The organism is Lysinibacillus sp. NPDC048646, from assembly GCF_050272295.1.
Classification (GTDB): domain Bacteria; phylum Bacillota; class Bacilli; order Bacillales_A; family Planococcaceae; genus Lysinibacillus.
The window spans coordinates 35,022-59,960 of the sequence record NZ_JBNNLZ010000019.1; the positions used below are offsets into that span (position 1 = coordinate 35,022).

Below are 24,939 nucleotides of genomic sequence, written 5' to 3' on the forward strand. Positions count from 1 at the left end.
ATTAACTTGAATGAACAGTTAGTATCAATGATTACACAACTCGTCATGGAAAAGATGGAGGGGGAATCGGCAGCTGATTCTCCTAAAGAAACAGCTACTCCAATAGAAAAACCAAAAGAAACACTGATTAAATTTTATGAGACGGCAGACACTCGGCGCCCTGATGAAACGCTAATCACACCAGAAGCACCTAACGATTCATTGATTAAACTTTATAACAATGCATCGCATAGGCAACAACCGTCGTATGTGCCAAGCTATGATGAGCCGACTGACAGAACGGCCGCTATCACCACATTTCAATTTGAAGAGGATAATATCTCTGAAAGTGTACAGGCGGCAAGAAAACATACACCGGCAAGAATTGGAGTCGGAAGAGCAGGGACCCGACCGAAGACGAAAACATGGCTAAAGTTTCGACTCGATCATGCAGCGGCAGTGGATGCGGTGTATGGAGAAGTGACGGAGGATCTATTGAATCAGTTAAATGTCTTCCAAGTGACAACGCGCGTAACAGACAAAGAGGAATACATTACAAGACCCGATTTAGGTCGCCGTTTATCGGATGAATCAAAGGCACTGATTCAAGAAAAATGCCGAAAAAATCCACAAGTCCAGATTATCATGTCGAATGGCTTAAGTGCCAGTGCAATCGAAGCAAACGTCCAAGATGTTTATTTAGCCCTACAGCAAAGCTTACGTAATTTAAATATTGACATAGGGACTACGTTTTATATTGATAAAGGGCGCGTGGCACTAATGGATGAAATTGGGGAGCTTTTACAAGCAGAAGTTGTCGTTTATTTAATTGGCGAGCGTCCTGGTCTTGTCTCGGCTGAGTCGATGAGTGCCTATATATGTTACCAACCGAGATTTGGCACAGTGGAAGCAGATCGTATGGTTGTATCGAACATCCATAAAGGTGGTATTCCGCCATTAGAAGCAGGTGCTTATTTAGGAACGGTTGTTGAAAAAATATTGCAGTACAAGGCAAGTGGTGTTGGCCTTGTGGCAAAAGAAAGTTAGGAGGACTGCGACATGAATCCTCAAAAAATAATGGCCGACATATTAGCCATGCAAATAATCCCGAGAGTAAACAGCGAGTTAGCACAGCAATTAGCTTTAAAAGCAAATCACACTAGCGTTGGCATCGTAACGCTGACAATTGATGATGTTGGCTATGTAGCATTTGATGAAGCAACGAAAAAAGCAGATGTCGATGTGGTCTATGCAAAAAGTTTTTATGCAGGTGCCGCGCATGCATCGGGCCCGCTATCTGGCGAAGTAATTGGCATTATTGCAGGAAGCTCGCCAGATGAAATACGCAGTGGTTTAGAGGCAATTCAGCAAAAAATACAGTTTGATACGTATTTTGAAGCGATTCTCCACAATGACAACCATGCCCTGTTTGCTCATACCGTAGCGAGCTGCGGAACGTATCTAGCTGAACAGGCAAAAGTCAGAGTTGGAACAGCTATTGCTTATTTAATTGCACCACCACTCGAAGCCGTTGTTGGCTTAGATGCAGCATTAAAGGCTGCAGATGTAGAGCTTAAGGTATTCTTCGGCCCACCTTCTGAAACCAATTTTGGTGGCGGCTTATTAAGTGGTAGTCAATCGTCGTGCCAAGCCGCAGCAGATGCTTTTAGGGAAGCGATTGACAACTTGGCGAGAAACCCTGTGATTTAGAAAGGAGGTGGCGTAATGGCCACATTAGATAAAGATTTATTAGCTATTCAAGAAATGAGAGACGCTGTGACTCGTGCCAATCGTGCACAGGCAGCCTATATGCAATTTTCACAGCAACAAGTAGATAGTATTGTCAAGGCGGTTGCGGACGCAGCCTTTAAAGAGGCAGATCGATTAGCGAAAATGGCTGTTCAAGAAACAGGAATGGGCATCCCTAATCATAAAAAAATGAAAAATGAAGTTGCTTCTAGAGATGTTTATGAAGATATAAAAGATTTAAAGACGGTGGGCGTTATTGGTGTCGATCGCCTAAAAAAAGTAACGGAAATTGCTAGTCCATTTGGGGTTATTGCAGGCATTGTTCCAACGACAAATCCGACGTCAACAGCCATCTTTAAAACGATGATTTCGTTGAAAACAAGAAATGGACTTGTGCTAAGCCCACACCCATACGCCGTTGATTGTACGAAGGAAGCTTTAGATGTCTGTAGAGTAGCTGCTGAAAAGGCAGGTGCTCCAGAAGGATTACTGCAATGCTTAACGATGTCTTCCATGGAGGCAACGCAGCAATTGTTAAAGCATCCCAACATTCATTTAATATTAGCGACAGGTGGCGGTGCGTTGGTGAAAGCAGCCTATAGCTCGGGCAAGCCAGCATATGGCGTAGGCCCAGGCAATGTGCCAGCCTACATCGAGAAATCTGCCAATATTCCAAAAGCCGTGCGTCAGCTTGTTCAAAGTAAGTCATTTGATAATGGCACGATTTGTGCAACAGAACAGGCCATTATTGTAGATAGCAGTATTGCACAACAAGTAATGATGGAGCTAAAGAAAAACCATGCTTATATTTTGAGTGATGAAGAGAAGTTAAAAATGGAGAAGTTGATTTCTCCAATTCCTGGGAAAGTGAACCCACAAATCGTCGGGAAATCGGCGGCTTGTTTGGCAGATTCGGTTGGTATCATCGTACCAGAGGAGACAAAAGTACTTGTCGGTCTGGAAACGATGATTGGCAAAAATATTCCATTCTCACTTGAAAAACTCTCACCAATATTTGCATTGTACACGGTAGAGGGAAGTACTGAGGCTAAACAGGTGATGATTGATTTACTGAATATTGGTGGACGTGGACATTCTTGCGCCATTCATACGGAAAACGAAGCCTTAGCTGAGCAGTTTGCCATTGATTTGCCTGTTTCACGAATTGTCGTCAATACGTTATCATCCATCGGTGCTGTTGGAGGGACTACTGGCCTTGCCCCATCCTTCACATTAGGCTGTGGGACATTCGGAGGCAATATTACGTCCGATAACATTACAGCGAGACATTTAATGAATATTAAGCGCATGGCATATGGCATTAAAGATGTAGAAGTACCGAAACCAGAATTCGAAAAAACGGCAGTAGTAGAAAATAGCTTGTCACAAGAACCATCTTTGGATACCGCAGTGGTTCAGCAAATCGTGGATGAAGTATTAAAACAAATTGTCTTACAAAAAAAATAATTTACTTGGAGGAATGACAAATGAGTACAGCTTTAGGAATGGTAGAAACAAAAGGATTAGTAGGAGCAATTGAAGCGGCAGATGCAATGGTAAAGGCTGCAAGCGTGAACTTAGTAGGGAAGGTACATGTTGGTGGCGGTATTGTCACAGTATTAGTACGTGGTGATGTTGGGGCAGTGAAAGCAGCGACTGATGCAGGTGCAGCAGCAGCTGGTCGGGTAGGAGAATTATTATCCGTTCATGTAATTCCACGTCCACACAACGAAATAGAGTTAATCTTGCCAAAATCAGAAGTGTAACAAATAGTTAGAAGTTTAATAGATATAGAGGTGACTAGCTTGATAACAGAGGTAAAGACATTCCCTGTGGCCGTTTCAGCTCGTCATATACATGTCAGTGAAGAAGATTTACAGGCACTTTTTGGTCCCGAGGCAACGTTAACATGGGATTTTGATCTTTCGCAACCAGGCCAATTTGCAGCAAAAGAACGAGTATCCATTGTGGGGCCAAAAGGTGTTCTTCATAACGTACGTGTATTAGGACCAGTAAGAGCAGCAACACAGGTAGAAGTAAGTCGAACAGATGCTGTGAAATTAGGATTGTCAGCCCCTTTACGACAATCTGGTGATATTGAAAACTCTGCTAGCATTCACATCAATTTTGCAGATAAGGAAGTTACGTTAATGCAAGGAGTCATTATTGCACAAGCTCATATTCATATGACGCCAGAAGATGCTTTGGCATTAAACGTCGAAAATAATGAATTGGTAGCTGTTGAAGTGGCTAGTGAACGCCCTGTTACTTTTCGTGGTGTCGTTGTTCGTGTGTCAGAGGAATTCAGTTTAGAGATGCATATTGATACGGATGAAGCAAATGCTGGTTTTATTGAGCAGCATGCGCAAGGCAAAATTATGAAATCATGGACGTAAGGAGGAGGTCTGATGCAAGAAAATTTAGTGCAAAAAATAGTTGAAGAAGTGTTGCAACAAGTGTTAAAAAGTCAACCTTCCCTTCAACATGATGGCAAAATCCCTATTGGCGTGTCAGCACGTCATGTACATCTAGCACAAGCAGAGGTGGAACTACTATTTGGTGAAAACTATCAACTGACACCTAAATTTGAACTTTCACAGCCCGGTCAATTTGCCGCAGAGGAAACAGTCGTGATTGCAGGTCCAAAGGGCTCTATTGAAAGAGTGCGTATTTTAGGCCCGGCTCGTGCATTATCACAAGTAGAGATTAGTTGGACAGACGCCATGAAAATAGGCGTTAAGCCACCTTTGCGAACTTCAGGAGATATTAAAGGTTCAAGTCCCATTACACTGATTGGACCTAAAGGCAGCGTGTTACTAGCAGAGGGACTCATCATTGCACAGGCCCATATTCATATGTCACCTGTGGATAGTACTCGATTTCAAGTTACGGATGGCCAGGCTGTGCAGGTCAAGGTAGAGGGGATAAGACCCATCATTTTATCGCATGTCATCATTCGTGTTTCGGAGCGCTATCGCTTGGAAATGCATATTGATACGGATGAAGCAAATGCCGGTTTAATTCAACAAGGTGCCAAGGCTGAAATCGTCAACGCACCATCTACAGCAAGCTTGACACCTCTAGCAGTACAGCCAGTCGTTAAGCAAGCTGAGGAAAAATCCATCTATCATTTTGACAAGAAGTTACTTTCGCAAGGAGAAGTTCTTGCAATTGAAGCGCAAGAAATTATTGTCTCCAAGAAGACAATCGTCACAGCATTAGCCTATGACAAGATACGGGAGTTAAACAAAACGATAACGATTAGCACAGGGTAAAGCAAAAAGTCTAGCCTAAAGAGGGTGAGTTCATGCAGATGGGAAGAGTCATAGGCAGTGTATGGGCAACGAGGAAGGAAGAAGGATTGAATGGCTTAAAATTATTAATCATTCAACCTATCGATTCCAATCAACAGCCGATTCGCACTGAAATTGTAGCAGCAGACCGTATAGGGGCTGGTGTTGGAGATGATGTACTCATAACAAGTGGTGGGTCATCACGTTACATTATGAAAGAGAATCCATTGCCCATTGATGCAGTCGTTATCGGCATTATTGATTCTACGGAAGTTATGCGAGGTGAGGTAAATGAGTAGCGCAATTGGAATGATTGAAACAAAGGGATTAATCGGCTCGTTAGAAGCAGCCGATGCCATGATAAAGTCTTCCGATGTGACCATTGTGAAACAGGAATTTGTTGATGGTGGCATAGTGACAATCGTTGTTAAAGGAGATGTTGGCTCTGTACAGGCAGCTGTAGATGCTGGTAAGGCGGCAGCCATGCGTGTCGGTGAATTACTAGGCGCACATGTCATCCCTAGACCAGATGATGATGTCTTTCAGATGATTAATGGACCACAGAGCCCAAAGAAAAAACCGTTACCAGCACGTGCAAAAAAAACAACGGAAACAGCGGCTGATGAAGGTCGAGGTGAGTCGGTATGACTTTTCAAAAAAGTAAAATTGCGGTGATTGGTGCTGGTCATACAGGAGCAACGTTAAGCTTATTTTTAGCACAAAAAGAGTTAGGCGACGTTGTGCTATTGGACATCCCTGAGGTAGAAAATCCTACTAAGGGAAAGGCACTTGATTTACTACAAACAGGACCGATTGAAAAGTTTAATGTCTCGATCACAGGAACAAGTAATTATGAGGATATAGCGGGTGCCAAGATTGTTGTGATCACAGCGGGCATTCCCCGTAAACCAGGCATGAGTCGAGATGATTTAGTGACAACGAACGCGAAAATCATCAAACAAGTATCCGCTCAAATAAAAAGATATGCGCCACAGAGTATTGTGCTCGTACTAAGCAACCCTGTAGATGCCATGACTTATGTTTGCTATAAGGAGACTGGTTTTGCGAAAAATCGTATCATCGGTCAATCCGGTGTATTGGATACGGCACGATTTAACACATTTGTCGCACAAGAGTTACACATTGCACCGGAGGATGTCTCAGGTTTCGTATTAGGCGGACACGGAGATGAAATGGTTCCGCTGATTCGCTATTCTTATGCAGGTGGCATTCCATTAGAAAAACTGATTCCTCAAGAAAGACTACAGCAAATAGTGGAACGCACACGAAAAGGTGGCGGCGAAATTGTTGGATTGTTAGGCAACGGAAGTGCCTACTATGCACCAGCTGCGGCCTGTGCCCAAATGGTGGAAATCATCATGAAAGACCAACGGAAAATTATTCCTTCCATAGCCCTGTTAGAAGGCGAGTACGGCTATCACCAATTATTTTTAGGCGTACCGACAATTCTAGGTGGCAATGGCATCGAATCGGTCATCGAATTACAGCTTACAACTGAAGAAAAAGCAGCCTTGCATCATTCAGCAGAGGCGGTCCAACAAGTATTGAAAATTTGCCAAAATATATAATCGCAGAGCAAGGCACTATAAATAGCACGCTTGCTCAGCCACTTGGCTATATATTTATCCCCAAATATATAGCCTGATATAAGATTTTGCTGTAATTTTGATTGCGAAACCCATAGAAATTACGCTTGAAAGCCATTTTAATATCTTGCTTGAAAACCCCAAAAAAATTAATATAGATCAGCAGTTCTCTTCTAGCGTGAAAACGTTGAAGGGAACTGCTTTTTGCATTTACGCAAAAACTTCGAATCCCCGTAGAGGTCAGTAAAAACTATATATCGTTTGCGTTGGCGAACGCTAGCCTCTCTTGCTTACGTTTCGTACGAGGTTTCGCCTGTCGTTACTGCACAAATCCATCATGTAATGCCGCTTAATAGTATGGTGGATACAGCATCTAGGAATTATATACAAGCCTACATTAAACAAAATTTTTGAAGTTGACTTTGCCCTTAGGGAAAGGTGTATAAATGAAGGGAACAAGGATTTTATAAAAATAGGGACATGGAGGTGGCTTCTTGCTATCGATTGGAGAATTCTCAAAGATATGCGGCGTATCAACTAAGACGCTGCGCTATTATGCTGAAATTGGTTTAATTACGCCTGATGACATTAATGCTGAAAACGGATATCGATATTATTCCATCAAGTAACTCAAAAAAAATGCTCTTTATCAATCGTTTGAAATCCTATCATTTTTCTCTGGAAGAAATTAAAGCCCTTGTGGAATTGGAAGCTGATCTAGCAGAAGAGAAGATTTACGCTGCCTTTAATCGCAAAAAAAGAGAAATGGAGAGAGAACTAAATACGTTAGCATACACCCTCAAAAAAATGAGCACGGATATTGAAAATTTAGAGAAGGGCATTCCTATAATGTCTTACCTTGACAAGTTTGACGTACAGCTTGTGGAAACGCAGCTAATGACGATCCTTTACATGCGTCAAATCTTGAGTAGTGATGACTTTGATTTGGGCTATGGAAAATATTTCAGCAGGCTTTATGAAAAGATTGCCATCGAAAACCTTACCATGCTAGGTATGCCAATGACTTTTTACCACAACGTGGAGTTCAATCCTACTGGCAATGATACAGAGTTTGCTATTCCAGTAAAAGAGGCTGTCAAAGGAACAAGAGACTTGCCGGGATGCCTTTGTGCGAAGTCCATTTTCAAGGGGGCCTATCCAGAATTGACATCGGTATACGCAAACTTAATGGCATGGATAGAAAATGAAGGCTATGAGTTGGTGAAATCACCATATGAAGTATATATTACCGACCCCAGTGAAGCCGCTACTCCTGAGGATATGATTACCGAGGTGTACTTTCCTGTAAAGAAAACAGCAACAAGATAAAGAATCTATCAAAAATAAAAATGACTTTTAGGAGGACTGTATCATGCAAAAAAATTACTGGCCAACTACAATTTGGCAAACCGTAGACCCTGCAAATGTGAAAATGGACGCTGAAAAGCTTTCAACACTTGATGCGAGAATAAAATCTGAGTATAGCAATATCAATGGTATCATTGTGGTGAGAAACGGCTGTATTGCTTATGAAAGATACTTTCATGGACATGGTCCGGATGACACGTACCATGTGGCTTCTGTAACGAAAAGTTTCGTGTCGGCGCTCATTGGTATTGCCATCCATGCAGGCTATATCAGTGGGGCAAATCACAAGGTGCTAGATTTTTTCCCCGAATATATTCCCGATGCTACTGACAAACAGAAACAAGAAATCACCATACGCCATCTTCTGACGATGACTGCTCCCTATCCATTTGAGGATTGGCATGAGCCATTAGACAAATTGTGTCAACAAGCAGACTGGGTAAAATACACCCTAGACATGTTGGGCGAACAGGGCGAAATTGGTGAGTTTAAATATTCCAATTCAGGCGCGCATCTGCTTTCAGCCATCCTTACTCGTAGTACAGGCAAAAATGCCAGAGCGTTTGCCAACGAGCATTTATTCAGTCCTATTGGCATGAGAACAATCCCTGATTATGACATGAAATCATTTGGCTTTGAAGATTTATTTGGGCAAAATGTGAAAGGTTGGGTGGAAGATTCAAAGGGCAATTCCACTGGTGGATGGGGACTAACACTAACGGCCCGTGATATGGCCCGCTTTGGCTTGCTCTATTTGAACGGCGGTCAGTGGGATAATCAGCAAATTATTCCGACAGCATGGATCAGCGAATCAACTGCGATGAATCCCAATAACTACGGCTATCTATGGTGGTTAAAAGAAGAGGACGGTGTTTCTGCTTATTTAGCGTTAGGCGATGGCGGCAATGTCATTTGTTGCATGCCAGAAAAAGATTTAGTGATAGTAATTGCATCAACATTCATCATGAATCCCCGCGATAGATGGACGCTCATTAAGGAACAGATTATGCCAGCAATACTAGAGTAAATATATGTTCGCCATGTTTGGCAAAGATGAGAGTAGAAAAAAGTAAAATATGCCTGTTTAAAAAGTCCTCCAAACTAAAACTAACATTTTCTTATATGAAGCGGTGTTCGTTATAATGGATACAGTGATTTAGGAAAGGGATGTAAACATGAAGAAAGTCATCGTTATTGGATCAGGAATTCTTGGGGCATCGACAGCATACCAGTTAGCCAAGATGGGTGCGGATGTTCTAATTGTAGATCGTAAAGATAAAGGACAGGCTACGGATGCCGCTGCTGGCATTATTTGCCCTTGGCTATCACAGCGACGCAATCAGGCTTGGTACCAGCTGGCTAAGGCCGGCGCGCGTTTTTACCCGGGGTTGATTAAAGAGCTAAAAAGCGAGGGCGAAGCAGAAACAGGCTATGCTCAAGTTGGTGCAATTAGTATTCATGATGATTTGGAGAAAATAAAAAAGATGGGGGAGCGGGCACAACTACGAAAAGTGGATGCACCGGAAATCGGTGAAATTACCCAGCTTAATGAAAAAGAAACCCATGAGCGTTTTCCTTTGTTAACAGAAGATTATCATTCTGTTCATATTAGCGGTGCTGCCCGAGTAGATGGTCGTGCGCTGCGCGATGCATTGATCCGATCAGCACAAAGGAACGGGGCCGTCCTGATAAACGGGGATGCAAGACTTCAATATCAGTCGAACCGAATTACAGGCGTAATTGTCGGTGATACAAGCTACTCGTCTGACATGGTGGTTGTTTGTGCAGGTGCATGGGCCAATCAACTGCTGAAACCTTTAGGCATTCACTTTAAAGTTAGCTTTCAAAAAGCACAAATCATGCATCTACAAGTTCCTGATAGACAAGACACAGCCACTTGGCCTGTAGTCATGCCACCATCTGATCAATATCTGCTTTCTTTTGATAAACAGAAGATTGTTATAGGAGCGACTCACGAAAATGAAATAGAAGGCTACGATACAAGAGTCACAGCAGGAGGAATACAAGAAATTCTGAATAAAGGGTTATATTTGGCACCTGATTTAGCAAATAGCATTTTTCAGGAGGTAAGAGTTGGTTTTCGTCCTTTTACACCTGGTTTTCTACCGGTGATAGGGGCTGTTCCTAGCTGGGATGGTCTAATAACGGCGAACGGACTTGGTGCGTCCGGATTGACGATGGGCCCCTATATTGGAAGCCAGCTAGCAAAGATGGCACTAGGAATAGCTCCGGATATCAATCTAAATGATTATGATATTCGAAAAGCTATGGATGAAAGTTGAACTTTTAAAATTTAATTGAAAAGAGAGGTTGAAATGAAATTATATACAGACTGATAGCTTTTTGAGTTTCAAGGATAAACAGGAAATAAAAAGCAAAGAAAGCCCGCTTAATAGCAGGGCTTTCTCAAAAATCTGAGTCCCATCTAGAAGAGGTCTCATTTTATTTCATGAATCAAAAAGGAATTCGTTCTGAATGAATCACGTAATGATGTTCAGCTGCCCAAGCTGTAAGGCCATCCCAGAAATTTTCGCAGACGAAAACGATTTTTGACGGTTCTGACAACTCTCCAGACATCACCAATTTGGCTACATTATCGAATCCTGCCGGTCGATTCGGCAGCTTCAAGGATTCAGGCAAAACCATGGCACCCGTCGAATAAAACCTTTGATTGTGTAAGCCAATCAACATGGCACCATATTGGGCAAACTGCATTGCCAAGTAGGGTAGATAAGTATGAGGGCCGTTTAAACTTACATTCCTCAGTTTTCCAATAAATTCATACATTTCACCTACAATAATTCCGTTAATTGCCTGCGTGAAATCTTCCTTTGTTGGTGTTTCTGCCGCTTTTTTTAGCGTTGGAAAAAAGCCCTTAGGATCATACAAACTAAGCGGGGAAAAGAAAGGACCATGTGTCAAAGGCCAATCATCTTCCACGGTAGCTGCTGTTTTCAAAAGTACGTCTGTACTAAGTACATTCACTTCAGCTTTCCAAGGTCCCGCTGACCATTCATAACTAAATTCTACATCTTCTCTTGATTCATCAAGTACACAAAACATCTCAATGTCTGAAAATGGGCCATCTGTACCTCGAGAAACAGATCCATAGACGCCAATGGCCAGGATACTTTCTTTGTATACCTCTTGTAATCTTACAGCAATTTCTTGGACGGTTTGAAGTCTTTCACTTCGAGAAATTTTTACAGGTCCATTCATGTTCATTTGCGTACATCTCCCTTAGTTAATTTTGAGGTAAATTTTCACAAACACATGAATGGAGGACCTCGGGATTAACGAGGGACTGTTTTAGGATGCATGAAAACCCTCCTCATATCATTGTAGTAGGGCGCCTAACTATTATTTAATTTAGCAAAAGCATTACTACATGGCAATTTTTTTTGTAAAAAAATCCAAGCATTCGAGTAGGTTGAAGGATCACTCAGGTAGACCCCACCATCGCTCGGGTCAGAGGAAGAAGCGCTCGGGTAAGCCTCAGCAACGCTCGGGTCAGAGGAAGAAGCGCTCAGGTAGACCCCACCATCGCTCGGGTCAGGGGAAGAAACGCTCAGGTAAGCCTCAGCAACGCTCGGGTCAGAGGAAGAAACGCTCAGGTAGACCCCACCAACGCTCGGGTCAGGGGAAGAAACGCTCAGGTAGACCCCACCAACGCTCGGGTCAGGGGAAGAAACGCTCAGGTAAGCCTCAGCAACGCTCGGGTCAGAGGAAGAAACGCTCAGGTAGGCTTCACTAACGCTCGGATGGGTCCCCGAAGCTCAGTAACGGCGGCTAAATACTTAAAAAGTCCATAATATCCAAAATTTTCGAAAATATGATAAACTAGTAGCGAGAAAAGGAGGATGATGGCATGGCCGTTCAACGATTTACAGACTATGTGAAGAAAATGAAACACTATGAAGAAGCACTAGGTGTGATTTATTGGGATATGCGCACAGGGGCACCTAAGAAGGGACTAACACAACGTTCAGAAGTGATTGGAACGCTATCAGCCTCACTATTTGACATGCAAACGAGTGAAGAATTAGGGGAGCTTCTTTCAGTACTGGAAGCACAAAAGGAAGAGCTCGATCATGTCACACTTCGTTTAGTCGAGGAAGTGCGTAAAAACTACGACAATAATAAAAAAATTCCAGCGCATGAGTACAAGGAATTCGTTATTTTGCAATCAAAAGCGGAAGCGATATGGGAAGAGGCGAAAGCACAAAATAATTTTGCGCTATTTCTACCATATCTAGAAAAAATCATTACTTGGCAAAAGAAATTTATTGGTTATTGGGGCATAAAAAACGGCTCTTCGTACAATACATTACTCGATCAATATGAGCCCGAGATGACGACAGAAATTTTAGATCGTGTTTTTGGGGCGTTACGTGAAACGATTGTATCCCTTGTACAAAAGATTTCTGCATCACCAAACAAACCAGATACAAGTGCATTATTTAAACATTTCCCTCGTGAGGAACAGCGCGCACTGTCGCTCGAAATTTTAGCGCAACTTGGCTATGACTTTGAGGCTGGCCGCTTAGACGAAAGTGTCCATCCATTTATGATTGGTTTAAATCTTGGGGATAACCGTATTACAACGAAATATGATGAAGCGGATTTCCGTTCGGCGATATTTGGTACAATTCATGAGTGTGGGCATGCCATGTATGAACAAAATATTGATGAAAAGCTAGACGGTTTACCATTAGCGCAAGGTACATCAATGGGTATACACGAATCCCAATCATTGTTTTATGAAAACTTTGTCGGCCGAAACGAAAATTTTTGGGCGCATAATTATGAGCGCCTGCAAAAGTATTCTCCGACACAATTTGGCGATGTAGCATTAGCGGATTTCCTGCGCGCCATTAATATGGTGGAACCATCATTTATACGTATTGAAGCGGACGAGTTAACGTATTCTCTGCATATAATGATTCGTTATGAGATTGAGCGTGACTTGTTCAATGGCGACTTACAAGCGAAAGATTTACCGCAAGTGTGGAATGATAAATACGAGGAATACTTAGGTATTCGACCTGAGACAGATGCACAAGGGGTCCTACAAGATATGCACTGGTCAGGTGGCATGTTTGGTTATTTCCCATCATATGCTTTAGGTCTGATTTATGCAGCACAGTGGAAGCATGCAATGGACAAGGATATGCCAAACTTTGATGACCTACTAGCAAAAGGCGAGCTCCTACCAATTCGTGAATGGCTAACGGATAAAGTGCATCAATATGGCGCACTGAAAAAGCCTTTCGAGCTACTGCAAGCGGCGACAGGGGAAGGCTTGAATGGCAACTATCTTGCAAACTATTTACAAGACAAGTATACGAAACTGTATCAGCTATAAAAGAAAAAGAGGCTTGACAAAAGAGAAAAAGTGTTAGATTGACTGCTGTCGATCTAACACTTTTTTGCTGTAAGCGTTGATGTCCGCTACGGCGGACGCTTTCCGGGGGCGTGGCCTGATCCTGTAGTCTCAGGCGTCACGCTAATCCCACAGGAGTCGCCTTCGCTGCCATCAACTAGTGCTCTCTTCTAAATTTTTTTTATTCCAAAAGGAAGAACGTCTAAATTTTTCTTCATTTTAGATAGCAAAAATTTAATAACGCCTATGCTCCTCTTTCTTAAAATTTAAAGTATTGTCCCAGCCGCTTCTTTAAATGAAGATGCATGTGTTACCAAAGCTTATAGCCTTTTGAGCCAGGTGGTGCGTTAGAAATAATATCTATTAGTGGAATAGTGTATGCAAATAAAATTAATGCCACTAAAATAACGATCCATAGTTTGAAGTTTTCTAAAATGGCTGGTGTATGACCACTGTGCTCATGTACTTCACTCACTGGGAACTCTTCTTCACCTTTTGGAGCGAACCAAGCTAGTTTTACAACGATATACATGATTACTAGAATGGCGATGAACAGAATTGTACCACCAACTGCTTGCGCAATTTGATAAGGAATCCAATCATATGCTTGTTGGGCGCCACCGTATTCGGAGTAATCTGAACGACGTGGTGCACCGATCAGACCTGCGATATGCATAGCAGAAGACATAATTGTCATACCAACTGCCCATAATATCCCTGCAAAGTTACCTAGATTGTTTAATGATTTTGTGAGCGTACGACCTGTTAAATGCGGAATTAACCAGAAAGCCGCACCGAAGTAAGTTAACACGACAGCCGTAGCGATTGTTAAATGGAAATGTCCTGTTACCCAAATGGTGTTATGGATTAATTGGTTCATTTGATAAGAAGCATTAACGATCCCGCCAGCACCGCCAGGAATAAAGGATACCATACCGATAAATGGTACAAAGAAACGTACATCTTTCCACGGTAATTTTCTGAACCAACCGAACAGACCTTTACCACCTAATTCACGACCGCGTAATTCAAACATTGCGAACATGGAGAAGGCTGTCATTAAGGATGGGACGATAACCGCAAATGTTAAAACAACTTGAATGAATTTCCATGTACCATCAATACCTGGTTCTGTTAATTGGTGATGAATTCCAACTGGTACAGAGAATAATAAGAAAAGAATGAATGAAAGTCTAGCTAGAGAATCAGAGAAAATTTTCCCGCCAATAATCTTTGGAATCATCGTATACCATACCATATAAGCTGGTAGTAACCAGAAGTATACAAGGGCATGCCCGAAATACCAGAATAATGTACGAGATAAGGCAACATCAACACGCTCGATGAAACCTAATGACCAAGGTAGTAACTGGAATAGGACAGAAACGGCTACCCCTAGTGTTGCAACAAACCACATCAAATTGTTGACAACCACCATAAAGGACAGAAGTGGACCCGGTTGACCGCTACCTTTATTTTCTTTACGCCATTGTGCATAACGTAAAATTTGTCCTGCACCGCCAACCCAAGAACCTACAACGACTAAAGTTAAGCCTAAATAGAAAATCCAGTGTGCTTGGAGTGGGGCATAGAAAGTATATAGAACGGTTGCTTTATTCAGTAAAACCATTGTTGCTGCAGCTGCTGTACCAATCGTCATTAGCCAGAAACCAATCCAACCAAGGCGACGTTGAGTAGCTGAGAATGTACCGGAAGTACGACTTACACTGGCAATTTGGAAACCGAAAATAAAGTACGTTGTTAAAATAAGACCGAGTAAGATACCATGTACTGTTAAAACTTGATAATAACCAATACCTGCTGGTAACGTGAATTGACCAGAACGGACAAACACTTGCAATAAACCTGCAAGACCACCTAATAATAATGCGATAAATGCGACATAAATATGCGCCATCGCGAGCTTCGCATCACGACGATCCACCTTTGTCAAATTATTATTCAGACTCATTTGGATCCACCACCTTTAACATAGAGTGCATCATCGTATGCCCTGTACCACAGTACTCATTACATACGATTAAAAACTCGCCTACTTTATTTACTTCTGTCACATATTCGGAAATATAGCCAGGCTCAAGCATCATGTTAATATTTGTACCTGCAACCTCAAAGCCGTGCATGACATCTTCACTTGTACCGATGAATTTCACTTTTGCTCCAAGCGGAACTTCGATTACAGGGGGATTGTAATAGAACGCAGAAGCTAAAACAACAACTTCATAATCCCAATCCTTGCCCTCTACTTTATGGACGCCGGGGTTATCGAATGGCGCAATTTCTTTTGCTTTCTCGTAATCCAATGTTTTTTTACCGTTGTTCGGATGTGAGCCTTGATGGAATGCACCAATGCCGAGTATAACGAGGAATGCCACTAAAGTAGTGACGCCAAACACTAGCCAATATTTCTCATACTTATGTAAGTGCATATATCTCTGTCCCTTCTTTCTATAATAAAATATTTATCCCGTTGCAGCTAAACACTTGTAAATCTTCACAGCGTTTACTGCGTTCAGTTAAAAACGGTCGATAAATAAATTGAAGCAGTACACCCAAAGTAAAATAATAACGATGCCGACTCCAAATACTGCATAGAGTGAACCTTTTAAATTATCTTCTGACTTCTTTTTATTTGCCATTGTTGCTCCCTCCTACGCCTTCATAGTGACTTTCTTAATGTCATCATATAGAAATTTATGTCGTTTTGATGTGAAAAAAATCACACATTCTAGGGTAATGTGTGAAAAAAATGTGAAATGTAGGGGGAATAAAAAGAAAACGCTCCTAAAGTAGGTAGAAAGACAGTTTAGTAGTCATTCATGTCAAATTTTTTCTATGTAAAGTTAAGGTTGTCTTTATAGGTAATGTGACCCAATGCATAGCTCAACGATTCATAGTGTAGGCTCAACATTGTGATTATTCAACAGTAGCTTGTACAAACATAAGAGGACAGTCCCAAGTGAGATATGTATCACTTGGGACTGCCCTCCTAATTGTGCGAATGTCGAAGTTTATTCATAAACGCTTGATGCCAAGGCATAAGATGTATCGTTTGCTACACAAGCGTCTAGTTATTTATTGTTCTTCTTCAATTGTTAATAGAACCGTCAGTGCACCAACGTCTGGAATTATAACTGGGAGTACAAAGGCTTTTTCAAACCCATATAATTTCGTGTTTCCCACCATCACAGTTGGTGGTGTAATATCAATCTCGACATTTTCTTGTCCGACAGCCGTACATAAATTACCCGCGATCATGTTCCCAAATTCACCTGTAAAGGATTCTAACATTTCTCCTTCAAGTGGCATACCAAACATAGTGTTACCGATGCCACTAAAGATCTCAGGAGTGGAATCAATGATAACACGGCCCTTTAAATCGCCAATAAGCCCAATTAATACGCCCATTTGTTGCTGCTGAAAGGGTTCAGAAATAATACTTGGTGATTTCACCTGGATGTCCATAGGTAGGATTGATTTTAACGCATGGATTGTCCCGTTTAAAATAGTTTGAAAGTACTTCGAATTACTCATCATTACCGCATCCTTTTTCCGACTTTTCTACATCTTACCATGTTAAAAGGGTAAGATGAAAGTATGTCTTGACGAAATAGGATGAAATTTATATTATATTAGTGAGAATGATTTTCAAAGTCAATAAGATAGAGCGAAAGCATTTATGTGAAATAAGGCTTTAACCTAAAATATATAGAAGAAAAGGAGCGGTCAGCAATGACATTCGTATTTATAGGAGTAACGGTGGCTATCTATATTGGAGTGGGGAAATATGTTATGAAACAAGCGACTGCACATATAAAATAAGAAAAAAGGATGCCTAGGACTTTTAGGGCATCCTTTTTTTATGAAGGGCAGTGAAAGAGGGCAATCTTCCACTCAGATCGTCTAGTATCCCTGTAGTCATCATTTATGGGGAAGACTGACGAAACAGAAGGCTGGACGAACTTTCTCATTCATGCTTGCGACGGGATATCAAGTGACGAGTGAATGGAAAGTCCATTTTTCATCATAGGCAATGACTGGTGTGTTTAAAGAGTTGTTCATTGTGCGTACCATTATGCCGAGCCTAACCTTCTAGGAAGTAGCTTCGTTAAGTTGTTGTCACTAATTCTACAGCCTCTACAACCAATGGTGTTCCAGCAGAAATAGTGCCTGTAACTGTGTTAAAGGTTAACGCGGTTGCAGAAATTGTATACGAATCCCCCTCTTGTAAGACACCATTTACATAAAAATTGTAGTAACCATTCGTTACGATTGGAAAAGCAGCTGCAGCAACCCCACTGTCATCTAGAAAGGCAGCTACAGGGATCGTAGTACCGTCAGCGACTGTTAAAGTTGTTGGCAATATATTGAAAAATCTGGTCGAAGAGCCAGTCACGTTTACATTAATATTGATGATGGAAAGTGCCATTTTTTCACCTCCTTTCATGCGAGTGGCTGCAAGTTATGCAGTTGAGAACCCAAGGGACTCCACTATAATCGGCGTACCAGCAAAAATTGTTGTAGCATAAGGATTTAATGTTAAAGAATCTGTCGTTACGGTGTAAATCCCTCCTTCTTGCATGACGGCGTTAATGTAAAGGTTAACGTATCCATTTGGGCTGAAAATCATAAATGCAGTCACTTGATTGCCATCATCGCCAAAAAATAAATTTGCAGGAATCGTTACGCCATTTGTTAAATCAATATCTTCGCCTAGAATATAAAAATATCTATTGATCGTTGGGATAATCCCACCTTCAGCAGGAATCACTGGCGAAGGAGGAGGGGGGCCCACGCATGTAGAACTCACCCTTATACGTTGCATGCATGGCATTCTATCTTCGCAATGATGTTCTACTAACTCTCGCACGATTTTCATCTGTCTTTTTTGTTTTTCCATAGGTTGAACTTCCTCCCTCTATATAAAAGCACAACAAAGTATTGGTTCCTTGAAGTGATGTCCTGAAAGGGCGGGGATCATCTGTCTTGAATGCGCCAATAAATCTATCGAACAAAAATATGCATTAACTTAAAATATGTTGGAAACTCTTTTTTAATTGGTTGTGCATCCAAATTTTAAAGATTTACCTGCCAAATTGTACTTTTCTAAGCATTATCTTGTATGGAAGGAAAGACGAATATTGCGTCTGAAACCTTGATATATATGCTTTTTAAAGTAAATTAGTGTTATACTTTAAATGTCGAATAAGGTAGAATACTAAATATGAATAATTAAAGGGTAAAGGAGTTACTGTTTTTATGAAAGAATTTGATCAACAACTTGAGGGGCTTTTAAAGCAAGCTTCGTTACAATACATAATCTATCAGCATAACGGTGATACAGAACGTATGGAGAAGACTTCGCTTTTTGCACGGAAATTGCAGCAGAAGGAATATGTGATTGGCTTTGCTGGCCATTTCTCAGCAGGTAAATCGAGCATGATTAATGCATTATCCGGCGAAGATTTACTGGCTTCAAGTCCCATTCCAACGAGTGCTAATATCGTAAAGGTCCATAAATCGGATGAGGATTTTGCGATTGTCTATATGCACAATGAAAAACCCATAAAATTTGAAGCAGGGTATGATTTTAAAACGGTAAAAGAGCTAAGTAAGAATGGTGATTTGGTTTCGCAGATTGAAATTGGCCATAGCACTTCGACATTACCAGTTGGTGTAACAGTGATGGATACACCAGGCGTTGACTCGACAGATGATGCCCACCGTATGTCTACAGAATCAGCCCTTCATATTGCTGATATTGTATTTTATACAATGGACTACAATCACGTTCAATCAGAGTTGAACTTTCAGTTTACGAAACAATTAATGAAATACAATCCAAACGTTTATTTAATTGTCAATATGATTGATAAGCATAAGGAAAATGAATTAAGCTTTGCGGAGTTTAAGGCTACTGTCCATCATTCGTTTTCTGCATGGGGCGTTGAGCCAAAGGGCGTATTTTTCACGTCTTTGCGAGAGCCCGAGCATCCAAATAATGATTTTAAAGCGGTCAAGAAAATCGTAATGGATAGTATGAATGATTGGCAGGATCAGCTTGTGCAAACAGCTACAAATACGCTGCGTTTATTGCAAAGCGAGCATGACAATTATTTAATAGAAGAAAGACAAGATCGTGTAGCAATAGATGAAGACGTTTTAAGTGCCGATGACTGGGCAAATCATCAGGATATTTTAGAGCAATACAATAAGCTGAATCGTCAGGTTGAATTATTCTCAATCGAAGCATGGAATGAAACGTTTGAAGAAGCACGCAAGGAGTTACTTGCGAATGCAGCCATTATGCCTGCTGATTTACGTGACAAATTACGCCTTTATCTAGAAAGTAAGCAGGAAGGCTTTAAGGTAGGTGGCTTATTTTCTGCCAAGAAAAAAACAGAGGAAGAGCGTAATCGTCGCAAAGAGGATGCCTTTAACAGCTATCAAACAGTCGTACAAGCGCAAGTAACAGGCCATTTAAAAGGGCTGATGAAAAAGGCGTTAAAGGATGTTGGGGCCTTAAGTGAAGAGCGCGCGGGTGCTATAGATGCCTATGTGTTTGATTTGCCATTCTCGCTTATTGAACAACAAGTGCAAATCGGTGCTCTCTTAACTGGAGATGCTGTGTTGAATTTTGCTAATCGTGTAGCAGAAGCAACAAGACGCTATTATATTCAGGAAACAGATAAATGGAAAGATGCGCAAGCAACAACTTTAGAAACGCAAGCAACAGAAACAGCCGCACCTTCCAAATTAAAAATGGCTAGTATGCAAGATAAAGTAGACGCCATCAACGCGGTGTTAGAAATTGAAGGCTACCAACAATATAGTGCGAGCGTCATGCATCAGGCAAGCAATGAAATTCGTAAGGAAGCGAATAACCAGCTTGCTTTCTGGGAAAAAGCTTTTGAACAGGCATTAGCCGAAATTCGATTATTTGACGAGTCCATGTTAAAACCAAAAGATGCGATTGTTCAGGAAGAAGAAATACAGCAAGTCGTTAGCGCGACTAGCCTACCAATTGATGGTGTTATTACACGTGCACTTCATACAGCGAATGCAGTAAAAGAGGTACAGGGCTTTGCGGAAGTGGCAAGTTATTTAGAAAATAAAGTGGAACGATTACAGAAAAAGGATTTCACCATTGCGTTATTCGGTGCGTTTAGTGCGGGGAAATCATCGTTCTCAAATGCATTGATGGGGGCAAAGGTTTTACCTGTATCGCCAAATCCAACAACAGCAGCCATCAATAAAATTCGCCCAGTGACACCAGTGCATCCACATGAAACGGCAGATGTCCAGTTAAAAACAGCCGAACAAATGTTAGAGGATATTCAGAGCTCTTATGCAGCAATTGGTTTATCGATATCTTCATTAGATGAAGCGCTTAATCGTGCAGATGAAGGACTTGCCGTGCAGCTGTCAGATGAACGTCTAAATGTGCATAAATCATTTATTCGTGCCTACAAGGAAGGCTATCCAATATTCAAAGCTGAACTTGGCAAAGTCTTACGTGTTGAACGAGAAGAATTTGAGAAATTTGTTGCGCAAGAAAACAAATCTTGCTTTGTCGATAATATCGATTTCTATTATGATAGCCCATTAACACGTATGGGTGTGACATTAGTCGATACGCCAGGAGCAGATTCGATTAATGCACGTCATACAGGCGTTGCCTTTGAATATATTCGGAATGCAGATGCCATTCTATTTATTACGTACTATAATCATGCCTTTGCGAAAGCTGACCGTGAATTTTTAATCCAGTTAGGGCGTGTGAAAGATGCCTTTGAGCTCGATAAGATGTTCTTTATCGTCAATGCGATTGATTTGGCGACAACAGAAGAAGAACAGGAAGATGTAAAAGGCTATGTACGTTCAGAGCTACAACGCTTTGGCATTCGTTTCCCGCGTCTCTATGGCGTATCAAGCTTAATGGCCTTGAAGGAAAAGGTTGAGGGCGCTGATTTTGCATCAGGCATGCCACCATTTGAGGAGAACTTCCATACATTCTTACATGATGAACTGAGTGCATTGGCCGTGCAGGCACTTGCAGAAGAAGTCGACAAAACGGAGCAACGTCTAGGGGATTTAATTGCGCAAACAGAAGATAACTTAAAGCGTAAGGATGAACGATTAGCCGAGTTGACAACACTCGAACAGCTCATCAAATCGAAATTTAGTGCGTTGAATACAAGCATGATGGCAAGTGAAACGAAGCAGGAATTAGATGAATTACTGTATTACGTCTTACAACGTGTATTCTATCGTTACCCAGAATTCTTTAAGGAAGGCTACAATCCGTCAACCTTTGCGGCGATGCCAGCACAGCAAGCATTAGAGCATGCTTTAAAAGAAGTACTGCAAAGTTTACGTTTTGACTTTACACAGGAAATGCGTGTGACGAACTTCCGTTTATCGCAGTTTATCAGCAAGAAGATGCAATTACGTTTTAAAGATGAAGTACGTGAGCTAAAAGAAATGAACCGTAGCTTCTCGTTTTTAGCCTTTGATTCTTCTGAGCCCGATTTACTCAACTTTGAAGGACCTTTTGCAGAAGTAGCGAAATATACAGGCGTGAAGTCGCACTTCCGCAATCAAAAAGCTTTCTTTGAGAAGAATGAAAAAATGAAGCTTAGTGAAGCGCTGGAAGCATTAACAAAGCCAGATGCACAAAACTATTTAGATGGCCAAAAGGTTTCGCTTATGACATGGGCAATTACTTATATTGGTGAGGAAGCAGAGCGATTACGACTGCATATTTACCATCAGGCATTAGAACAAATTGCGACAGAGCGACTTGTACTCCAAGAGGAAAGCCGTTTAGCATCATGGAAATCAATTTACGCACAATTACAATACGCATGAGGTGATTCGAATGGGAAAAGTATTCAAAACAGTTGAGGAAATTCAGCTTGATGGCGTCCGTTTTGTGGATACACGCTTTGATTTGCAGAACAAAGAAACAGGCAAACTTTTATTTGAAGAAGGGCATGCTCCTGGTGCGATTTTTGTGGACTTAGAGCAGGATTTATCGGATATGGAGAGTAGTAATGGTCGTCATCCGATGCCAAGTAAGGACAAGCTAGCGTCCGTTTTTCAAGGGCTAGGTTTACAATATGAAGACCACATTGTCGTCTATGATCAAGGCGCATCGCCATTTGCACCGCGCGCTTGGTGGATGCTAACGTATGCGGGCTTCCCAAATGTTGTCATTGTCAACGGCGGTGTAGCAGCTCTAGAGCAGAAAGTTACATTTACGAAGGACATTGTGAAATATCCACCTACTATCATTGAATTTAATTGGCAGGATCAGTTGTATGCACCACGTGAGGCAGTGAAAGCCATTGTTGACGGAGACGTTGAAGCGACACTGTTAGATGCACGTGCCGCAGCTCGTTATCGTGGGGAAGTAGAGCCCCTTGATCAGGTAGCAGGGCATATTCCAACTGCTAAAAACTTTGACTGGGAGCAGTTGAAGTCGGAAGGTACATTACAAGCAAATGATAAGCTACGTGCGAAGGTTGCACGTGACGAGCAAGTGGTTGTGTACTGTGGCAGTGGTGTCACAGCCTCCCCCTTGTATGCTGTGTTAGCGGATGAAGGCTATGAAAATATACGACTGTATACTGGCAGCTATAGCGACTGGATTACAACGTACGATGTAGAAAAAGGAACAAATGAATAACGAATAGACAAGCAACGCTCACTTCGGTGGGCGTTTTTTTGTTGTAGGTAGCAGGTGGCGGATAGAACCGGCAAAGTGACGGATAGAATCGTGAAAGTGGCGGATAGAACTGGCAAAGTGACGGATAGGGCGGAAAACATTCATCTCTACATAAAAATAAACGGTGTTTACTTTGTCTGTTTATGGTGTTAAAATATTTTTAAAATTTAGTAAATGGGGTGTTGTTTTGGAGCGTGTTACAGAAAAAACATATAGTTTTCGAGAATTTACCCGCGAAAGAGATCAATTGAATGATTTGGATAACCCATTCTTACAGCAGGTATTACAACAATTTTGCGATGGCACATGGGATGAAATGCTGCCAAGGCTAGAACCGTTTGTGCAAAAATTAACAACCGATTGGCGCAGTATAGCTGCTGAAAATGCACGTCCCGAAAATCAGCCTAAAGTCAGGCATTTTAATGCGTATAATGAACGAATTGATCGCATTGTACGGCCACATGAGATGCAACAAATGGAACGGGAGATTTTTGGCTACGGTTTGTTCTCAAGTCAACAAATAAAAAATGAAGGCATTGTCAAACGATATTTTTTACACGGCAATGGTGAGGCAGGCATAACTTGCCCGTTGGCATGTACGGACGGGCTGGTTTCATTAATGGAGCATTTCTTGGATGATGCCCCCGCTGACATACAAAATATTTATCAGCATGTCACAGAAGGAATCGATGGGAATTTCGCTATTGGGGCACAGTATATGTCAGAAATTCAAGGCGGGTCCAATATTCCGGCCAATATTTTAATGGCGAAGCCAGAAGGACATCATTATCGATTATTTGGCAATAAATTTTTCTGTTCCGCTGTGCATGCCGATTATTCCGTAGTGACTGCGCGTATTGAAGATACAGATGATGTTGCGGTTTTCGTTGTGCCAACATGGTTGGAGGGAGATAAGGCGAGAGAGAAGCGAAATCATCATGTCATTAATCGTTTAAAATGGAAAATAGGGACTGCAGAATTGCCCTCAGCGGAAATTGATTATCAGGGGGCAATCGCTTATCGCATTGGTCCTCAAAATCGTGGTGTAGCTTTGGCAGTTCGTATTGTATTAACACGTTCAAGACTGGATATTGGATTTGCAAGTGGCGCTTTCTTGATGAGGGCGGCACGTGAGGCCAAGTTATATGCGCGCTTTAGAACGGTATTCGATCGACAAATCGATGAATTCCCTATGGCTGCTGCTCAGCTTGAAGATTTAGAACATGCAGCAAAACGCATCGTTGGAACGGCATTTTTCATTTATGAAGCCTTTAATCGAACACAACAAAATCCTCATTCAACAGAGGCTTACGTTGTCCGTGAATTAATTTTATTGCAGAAAATCTTTGCGTCAAAAGAAGCGGTTGATAAGCTACGTTTGGCGATCTCTATTTTTGGTGGACACGGCGCTATTGAAGACTTCTCGGCTATTCCTAGACTGTTTAGAGATAGCTTGGTAAATGAATTATGGGAAGGACCGCGCAACGTGTTACTAGCGCAAATTTATCGAGATATCATGAAAATGCGCAAGCAAATTTCGCTTGATACATTAATTTCTAGCATATTAACAGCTAGTTCAGCACAAGAGGTTCAGTATTTTGTGGAACAAATTGACCAGTTAATGAAGGAGGATTTAACAGCATTGCCGAATGCGGAAAATCGACGTGCGGCACGAAAGTGGGAGCAAGTTTGGGAAGAAATATTTACATTATTCCAAGAGCAAACAATTAAAGAGATACAAGATTTACCGATTTTAACACGTACTGACGGATGCTAATACGCATTAAG

At 41.6% G+C, this 24,939-nt stretch carries 23 protein-coding genes and 1 pseudogene; 17 read left to right on the forward strand and 7 right to left on the reverse strand.

Features of this window, described 5'->3' with window-relative positions; all coding sequences use genetic code 11:
* The first annotated feature begins 6 nt into the window (after positions 1–6).
* The 12 genes and pseudogenes from eutC (at position 7) to ACQKII_RS17925 (ending at position 10,299) form a co-directional block, all read left to right on the forward strand.
* The gene (gene eutC, locus ACQKII_RS17870; RefSeq protein ID WP_427461519.1) at positions 7–1,026 is read left to right on the forward strand and encodes an ethanolamine ammonia-lyase subunit EutC; all 1,020 of its coding nucleotides are present in this window, start codon (positions 7–9) and stop codon (positions 1,024–1,026) included.
* Between the two features lie 12 nt (positions 1,027–1,038).
* The gene (gene eutL / locus ACQKII_RS17875) at positions 1,039–1,689 is read left to right on the forward strand and encodes an ethanolamine utilization microcompartment protein EutL (protein ID WP_427461521.1); all 651 of its coding nucleotides are present in this window, start codon (positions 1,039–1,041) and stop codon (positions 1,687–1,689) included.
* Positions 1,690–1,704: 15 nt separating this feature from the next.
* Complete coding sequence (locus ACQKII_RS17880) at positions 1,705–3,195, forward strand: aldehyde dehydrogenase family protein (protein ID WP_427461523.1); 1,491 nt, start codon at positions 1,705–1,707, stop codon at positions 3,193–3,195.
* A gap of 20 nt (positions 3,196–3,215) precedes the next feature.
* Positions 3,216–3,494 carry a BMC domain-containing protein gene (locus ACQKII_RS17885; protein ID WP_427461525.1) on the forward strand — a complete coding sequence of 93 codons (279 nt, stop codon included), beginning with the start codon at positions 3,216–3,218 and terminating at the stop codon, positions 3,492–3,494.
* Between the two features lie 39 nt (positions 3,495–3,533).
* On the forward strand, positions 3,534–4,124 hold the full coding sequence (gene pduL / locus ACQKII_RS17890) for a phosphate propanoyltransferase (RefSeq protein WP_427461527.1): 591 nt from the start codon (positions 3,534–3,536) through the stop codon (positions 4,122–4,124).
* A 12-nt stretch (positions 4,125–4,136) separates the two neighbouring features.
* Positions 4,137–5,003, forward strand: a complete 867-nt coding sequence (locus tag ACQKII_RS17895) for a phosphate propanoyltransferase (RefSeq protein WP_427461529.1) — start codon at positions 4,137–4,139, stop codon at positions 5,001–5,003.
* Between the two features lie 32 nt (positions 5,004–5,035).
* Positions 5,036–5,320, forward strand: coding sequence for a EutN/CcmL family microcompartment protein (locus ACQKII_RS17900; protein WP_054767543.1), 285 nt, complete (start codon positions 5,036–5,038; stop codon positions 5,318–5,320).
* On the forward strand, positions 5,313–5,669 hold the full coding sequence (locus tag ACQKII_RS17905) for a BMC domain-containing protein (RefSeq protein WP_427461531.1): 357 nt from the start codon (positions 5,313–5,315) through the stop codon (positions 5,667–5,669). Before ACQKII_RS17900 ends, ACQKII_RS17905 begins: the two co-directional genes overlap by 8 nt.
* On the forward strand, positions 5,666–6,610 hold the full coding sequence (gene mdh, locus ACQKII_RS17910) for a malate dehydrogenase (RefSeq protein ID WP_427461533.1): 945 nt from the start codon (positions 5,666–5,668) through the stop codon (positions 6,608–6,610). The genes ACQKII_RS17905 and mdh overlap by 4 nt, the downstream gene beginning before the upstream one ends.
* Positions 6,611–7,122: 512 nt before the next feature.
* Positions 7,123–7,957, forward strand: a pseudogene (locus ACQKII_RS17915) (MerR family transcriptional regulator).
* 43 nt (positions 7,958–8,000) lie between these two features.
* Entirely contained in the window at positions 8,001–9,023 is a 1,023-nt protein-coding gene (locus ACQKII_RS17920; protein ID WP_427461535.1) for a serine hydrolase domain-containing protein, read from the forward strand.
* A gap of 148 nt (positions 9,024–9,171) precedes the next feature.
* Entirely contained in the window at positions 9,172–10,299 is a 1,128-nt protein-coding gene (locus ACQKII_RS17925; RefSeq protein WP_427461537.1) for an NAD(P)/FAD-dependent oxidoreductase, read from the forward strand.
* Positions 10,300–10,471: 172 nt separating this feature from the next.
* Here the strand turns inward: ACQKII_RS17925 and ACQKII_RS17930 are convergent, their stop codons facing one another.
* Entirely contained in the window at positions 10,472–11,242 is a 771-nt protein-coding gene (locus tag ACQKII_RS17930) for an ANT(4')-I family aminoglycoside nucleotidyltransferase (RefSeq protein ID WP_427461539.1), read from the reverse strand.
* Positions 11,243–11,405: 163 nt separating this feature from the next.
* Here ACQKII_RS17930 and ACQKII_RS17935 point away from each other — a divergent pair, with 163 nt between their 5' ends.
* Positions 11,406–11,771, forward strand: coding sequence for a hypothetical protein (locus ACQKII_RS17935; protein WP_427461541.1), 366 nt, complete (start codon positions 11,406–11,408; stop codon positions 11,769–11,771).
* Between the two features lie 114 nt (positions 11,772–11,885).
* Positions 11,886–13,382, forward strand: a complete 1,497-nt coding sequence (locus tag ACQKII_RS17940) for a carboxypeptidase M32 (protein ID WP_427461543.1) — start codon at positions 11,886–11,888, stop codon at positions 13,380–13,382.
* A gap of 328 nt (positions 13,383–13,710) precedes the next feature.
* On the opposite strand, the gene ACQKII_RS17945 is transcribed toward ACQKII_RS17940, so the two are convergent.
* The 6 genes from ACQKII_RS17945 to ACQKII_RS17970 all read right to left on the reverse strand — a co-directional run bounded on the left by ACQKII_RS17945 (position 13,711) and on the right by ACQKII_RS17970 (position 18,321).
* The gene (locus ACQKII_RS17945; protein ID WP_427461545.1) at positions 13,711–15,372 is read right to left on the reverse strand and encodes a b(o/a)3-type cytochrome-c oxidase subunit 1; all 1,662 of its coding nucleotides are present in this window, start codon (positions 15,370–15,372) and stop codon (positions 13,711–13,713) included.
* Positions 15,359–15,850: a cytochrome B5 gene (locus ACQKII_RS17950; protein WP_427461547.1), complete on the reverse strand. Its 492-nt coding sequence runs from the start codon at positions 15,848–15,850 to the stop codon at positions 15,359–15,361. Before ACQKII_RS17950 ends, ACQKII_RS17945 begins: the two co-directional genes overlap by 14 nt.
* An 87-nt stretch (positions 15,851–15,937) precedes the next feature.
* Entirely contained in the window at positions 15,938–16,060 is a 123-nt protein-coding gene (locus ACQKII_RS17955; protein ID WP_369435959.1) for a hypothetical protein, read from the reverse strand.
* 436 nt (positions 16,061–16,496) lie between these two features.
* Positions 16,497–16,955 (reverse strand): chemotaxis protein CheX, encoded by a 459-nt coding sequence (locus ACQKII_RS17960; protein WP_427461549.1) that lies wholly within the window; start codon positions 16,953–16,955, stop codon positions 16,497–16,499.
* A gap of 574 nt (positions 16,956–17,529) precedes the next feature.
* On the reverse strand, positions 17,530–17,850 hold the full coding sequence (locus ACQKII_RS17965) for a DUF4183 domain-containing protein (protein ID WP_427461550.1): 321 nt from the start codon (positions 17,848–17,850) through the stop codon (positions 17,530–17,532).
* A gap of 33 nt (positions 17,851–17,883) precedes the next feature.
* Entirely contained in the window at positions 17,884–18,321 is a 438-nt protein-coding gene (locus tag ACQKII_RS17970; RefSeq protein ID WP_427461551.1) for a DUF4183 domain-containing protein, read from the reverse strand.
* 359 nt (positions 18,322–18,680) lie between these two features.
* Between ACQKII_RS17970 and ACQKII_RS17975 the strand changes: the two genes are divergently transcribed.
* The 3 genes from ACQKII_RS17975 to ACQKII_RS17985 all read left to right on the forward strand — a co-directional run bounded on the left by ACQKII_RS17975 (position 18,681) and on the right by ACQKII_RS17985 (position 24,928).
* Positions 18,681–22,292 carry a dynamin family protein gene (locus ACQKII_RS17975; protein ID WP_427461553.1) on the forward strand — a complete coding sequence of 1,204 codons (3,612 nt, stop codon included), beginning with the start codon at positions 18,681–18,683 and terminating at the stop codon, positions 22,290–22,292.
* A gap of 10 nt (positions 22,293–22,302) precedes the next feature.
* Positions 22,303–23,112, forward strand: coding sequence for a sulfurtransferase (locus ACQKII_RS17980; protein WP_427461555.1), 810 nt, complete (start codon positions 22,303–22,305; stop codon positions 23,110–23,112).
* Between the two features lie 226 nt (positions 23,113–23,338).
* Positions 23,339–24,928 (forward strand): acyl-CoA dehydrogenase family protein, encoded by a 1,590-nt coding sequence (locus ACQKII_RS17985; protein WP_427461557.1) that lies wholly within the window; start codon positions 23,339–23,341, stop codon positions 24,926–24,928.
* Positions 24,929–24,939: the final 11 nt, after the last annotated feature.

Bases quoted from the DNA above. Each gene is read 5' to 3' on its own strand.
- ACQKII_RS17970 (WP_427461551.1), bottom strand. From the start codon at position 18,321: ATGGAAAAACAAAAAAGACAGATGAAAATCGTGCGAGAGTTAGTAGAA.
- ACQKII_RS17900 (WP_054767543.1), top strand. From the start codon at position 5,036: ATGCAGATGGGAAGAGTCATAGGCAGTGTATGGGCAACGAGGAAGGAA.
- mdh (WP_427461533.1), top strand. From the start codon at position 5,666: ATGACTTTTCAAAAAAGTAAAATTGCGGTGATTGGTGCTGGTCATACA.
- ACQKII_RS17950 (WP_427461547.1), bottom strand. From the start codon at position 15,850: ATGCACTTACATAAGTATGAGAAATATTGGCTAGTGTTTGGCGTCACT.
- ACQKII_RS17965 (WP_427461550.1), bottom strand. From the start codon at position 17,850: ATGGCACTTTCCATCATCAATATTAATGTAAACGTGACTGGCTCTTCG.
- ACQKII_RS17880 (WP_427461523.1), top strand. From the start codon at position 1,705: ATGGCCACATTAGATAAAGATTTATTAGCTATTCAAGAAATGAGAGAC.
- ACQKII_RS17885 (WP_427461525.1), top strand. From the start codon at position 3,216: ATGAGTACAGCTTTAGGAATGGTAGAAACAAAAGGATTAGTAGGAGCA.
- ACQKII_RS17920 (WP_427461535.1), top strand. From the start codon at position 8,001: ATGCAAAAAAATTACTGGCCAACTACAATTTGGCAAACCGTAGACCCT.
- ACQKII_RS17925 (WP_427461537.1), top strand. From the start codon at position 9,172: ATGAAGAAAGTCATCGTTATTGGATCAGGAATTCTTGGGGCATCGACA.
- ACQKII_RS17935 (WP_427461541.1), top strand. From the start codon at position 11,406: ATGGCAATTTTTTTTGTAAAAAAATCCAAGCATTCGAGTAGGTTGAAG.
- ACQKII_RS17930 (WP_427461539.1), bottom strand. From the start codon at position 11,242: ATGAACATGAATGGACCTGTAAAAATTTCTCGAAGTGAAAGACTTCAA.
- ACQKII_RS17975 (WP_427461553.1), top strand. From the start codon at position 18,681: ATGAAAGAATTTGATCAACAACTTGAGGGGCTTTTAAAGCAAGCTTCG.
- eutL (WP_427461521.1), top strand. From the start codon at position 1,039: ATGAATCCTCAAAAAATAATGGCCGACATATTAGCCATGCAAATAATC.
- ACQKII_RS17980 (WP_427461555.1), top strand. From the start codon at position 22,303: ATGGGAAAAGTATTCAAAACAGTTGAGGAAATTCAGCTTGATGGCGTC.
- ACQKII_RS17945 (WP_427461545.1), bottom strand. From the start codon at position 15,372: ATGAGTCTGAATAATAATTTGACAAAGGTGGATCGTCGTGATGCGAAG.
- ACQKII_RS17905 (WP_427461531.1), top strand. From the start codon at position 5,313: ATGAGTAGCGCAATTGGAATGATTGAAACAAAGGGATTAATCGGCTCG.
- ACQKII_RS17960 (WP_427461549.1), bottom strand. From the start codon at position 16,955: ATGAGTAATTCGAAGTACTTTCAAACTATTTTAAACGGGACAATCCAT.
- ACQKII_RS17940 (WP_427461543.1), top strand. From the start codon at position 11,886: ATGGCCGTTCAACGATTTACAGACTATGTGAAGAAAATGAAACACTAT.
- ACQKII_RS17955 (WP_369435959.1), bottom strand. From the start codon at position 16,060: ATGGCAAATAAAAAGAAGTCAGAAGATAATTTAAAAGGTTCACTCTAT.
- ACQKII_RS17895 (WP_427461529.1), top strand. From the start codon at position 4,137: ATGCAAGAAAATTTAGTGCAAAAAATAGTTGAAGAAGTGTTGCAACAA.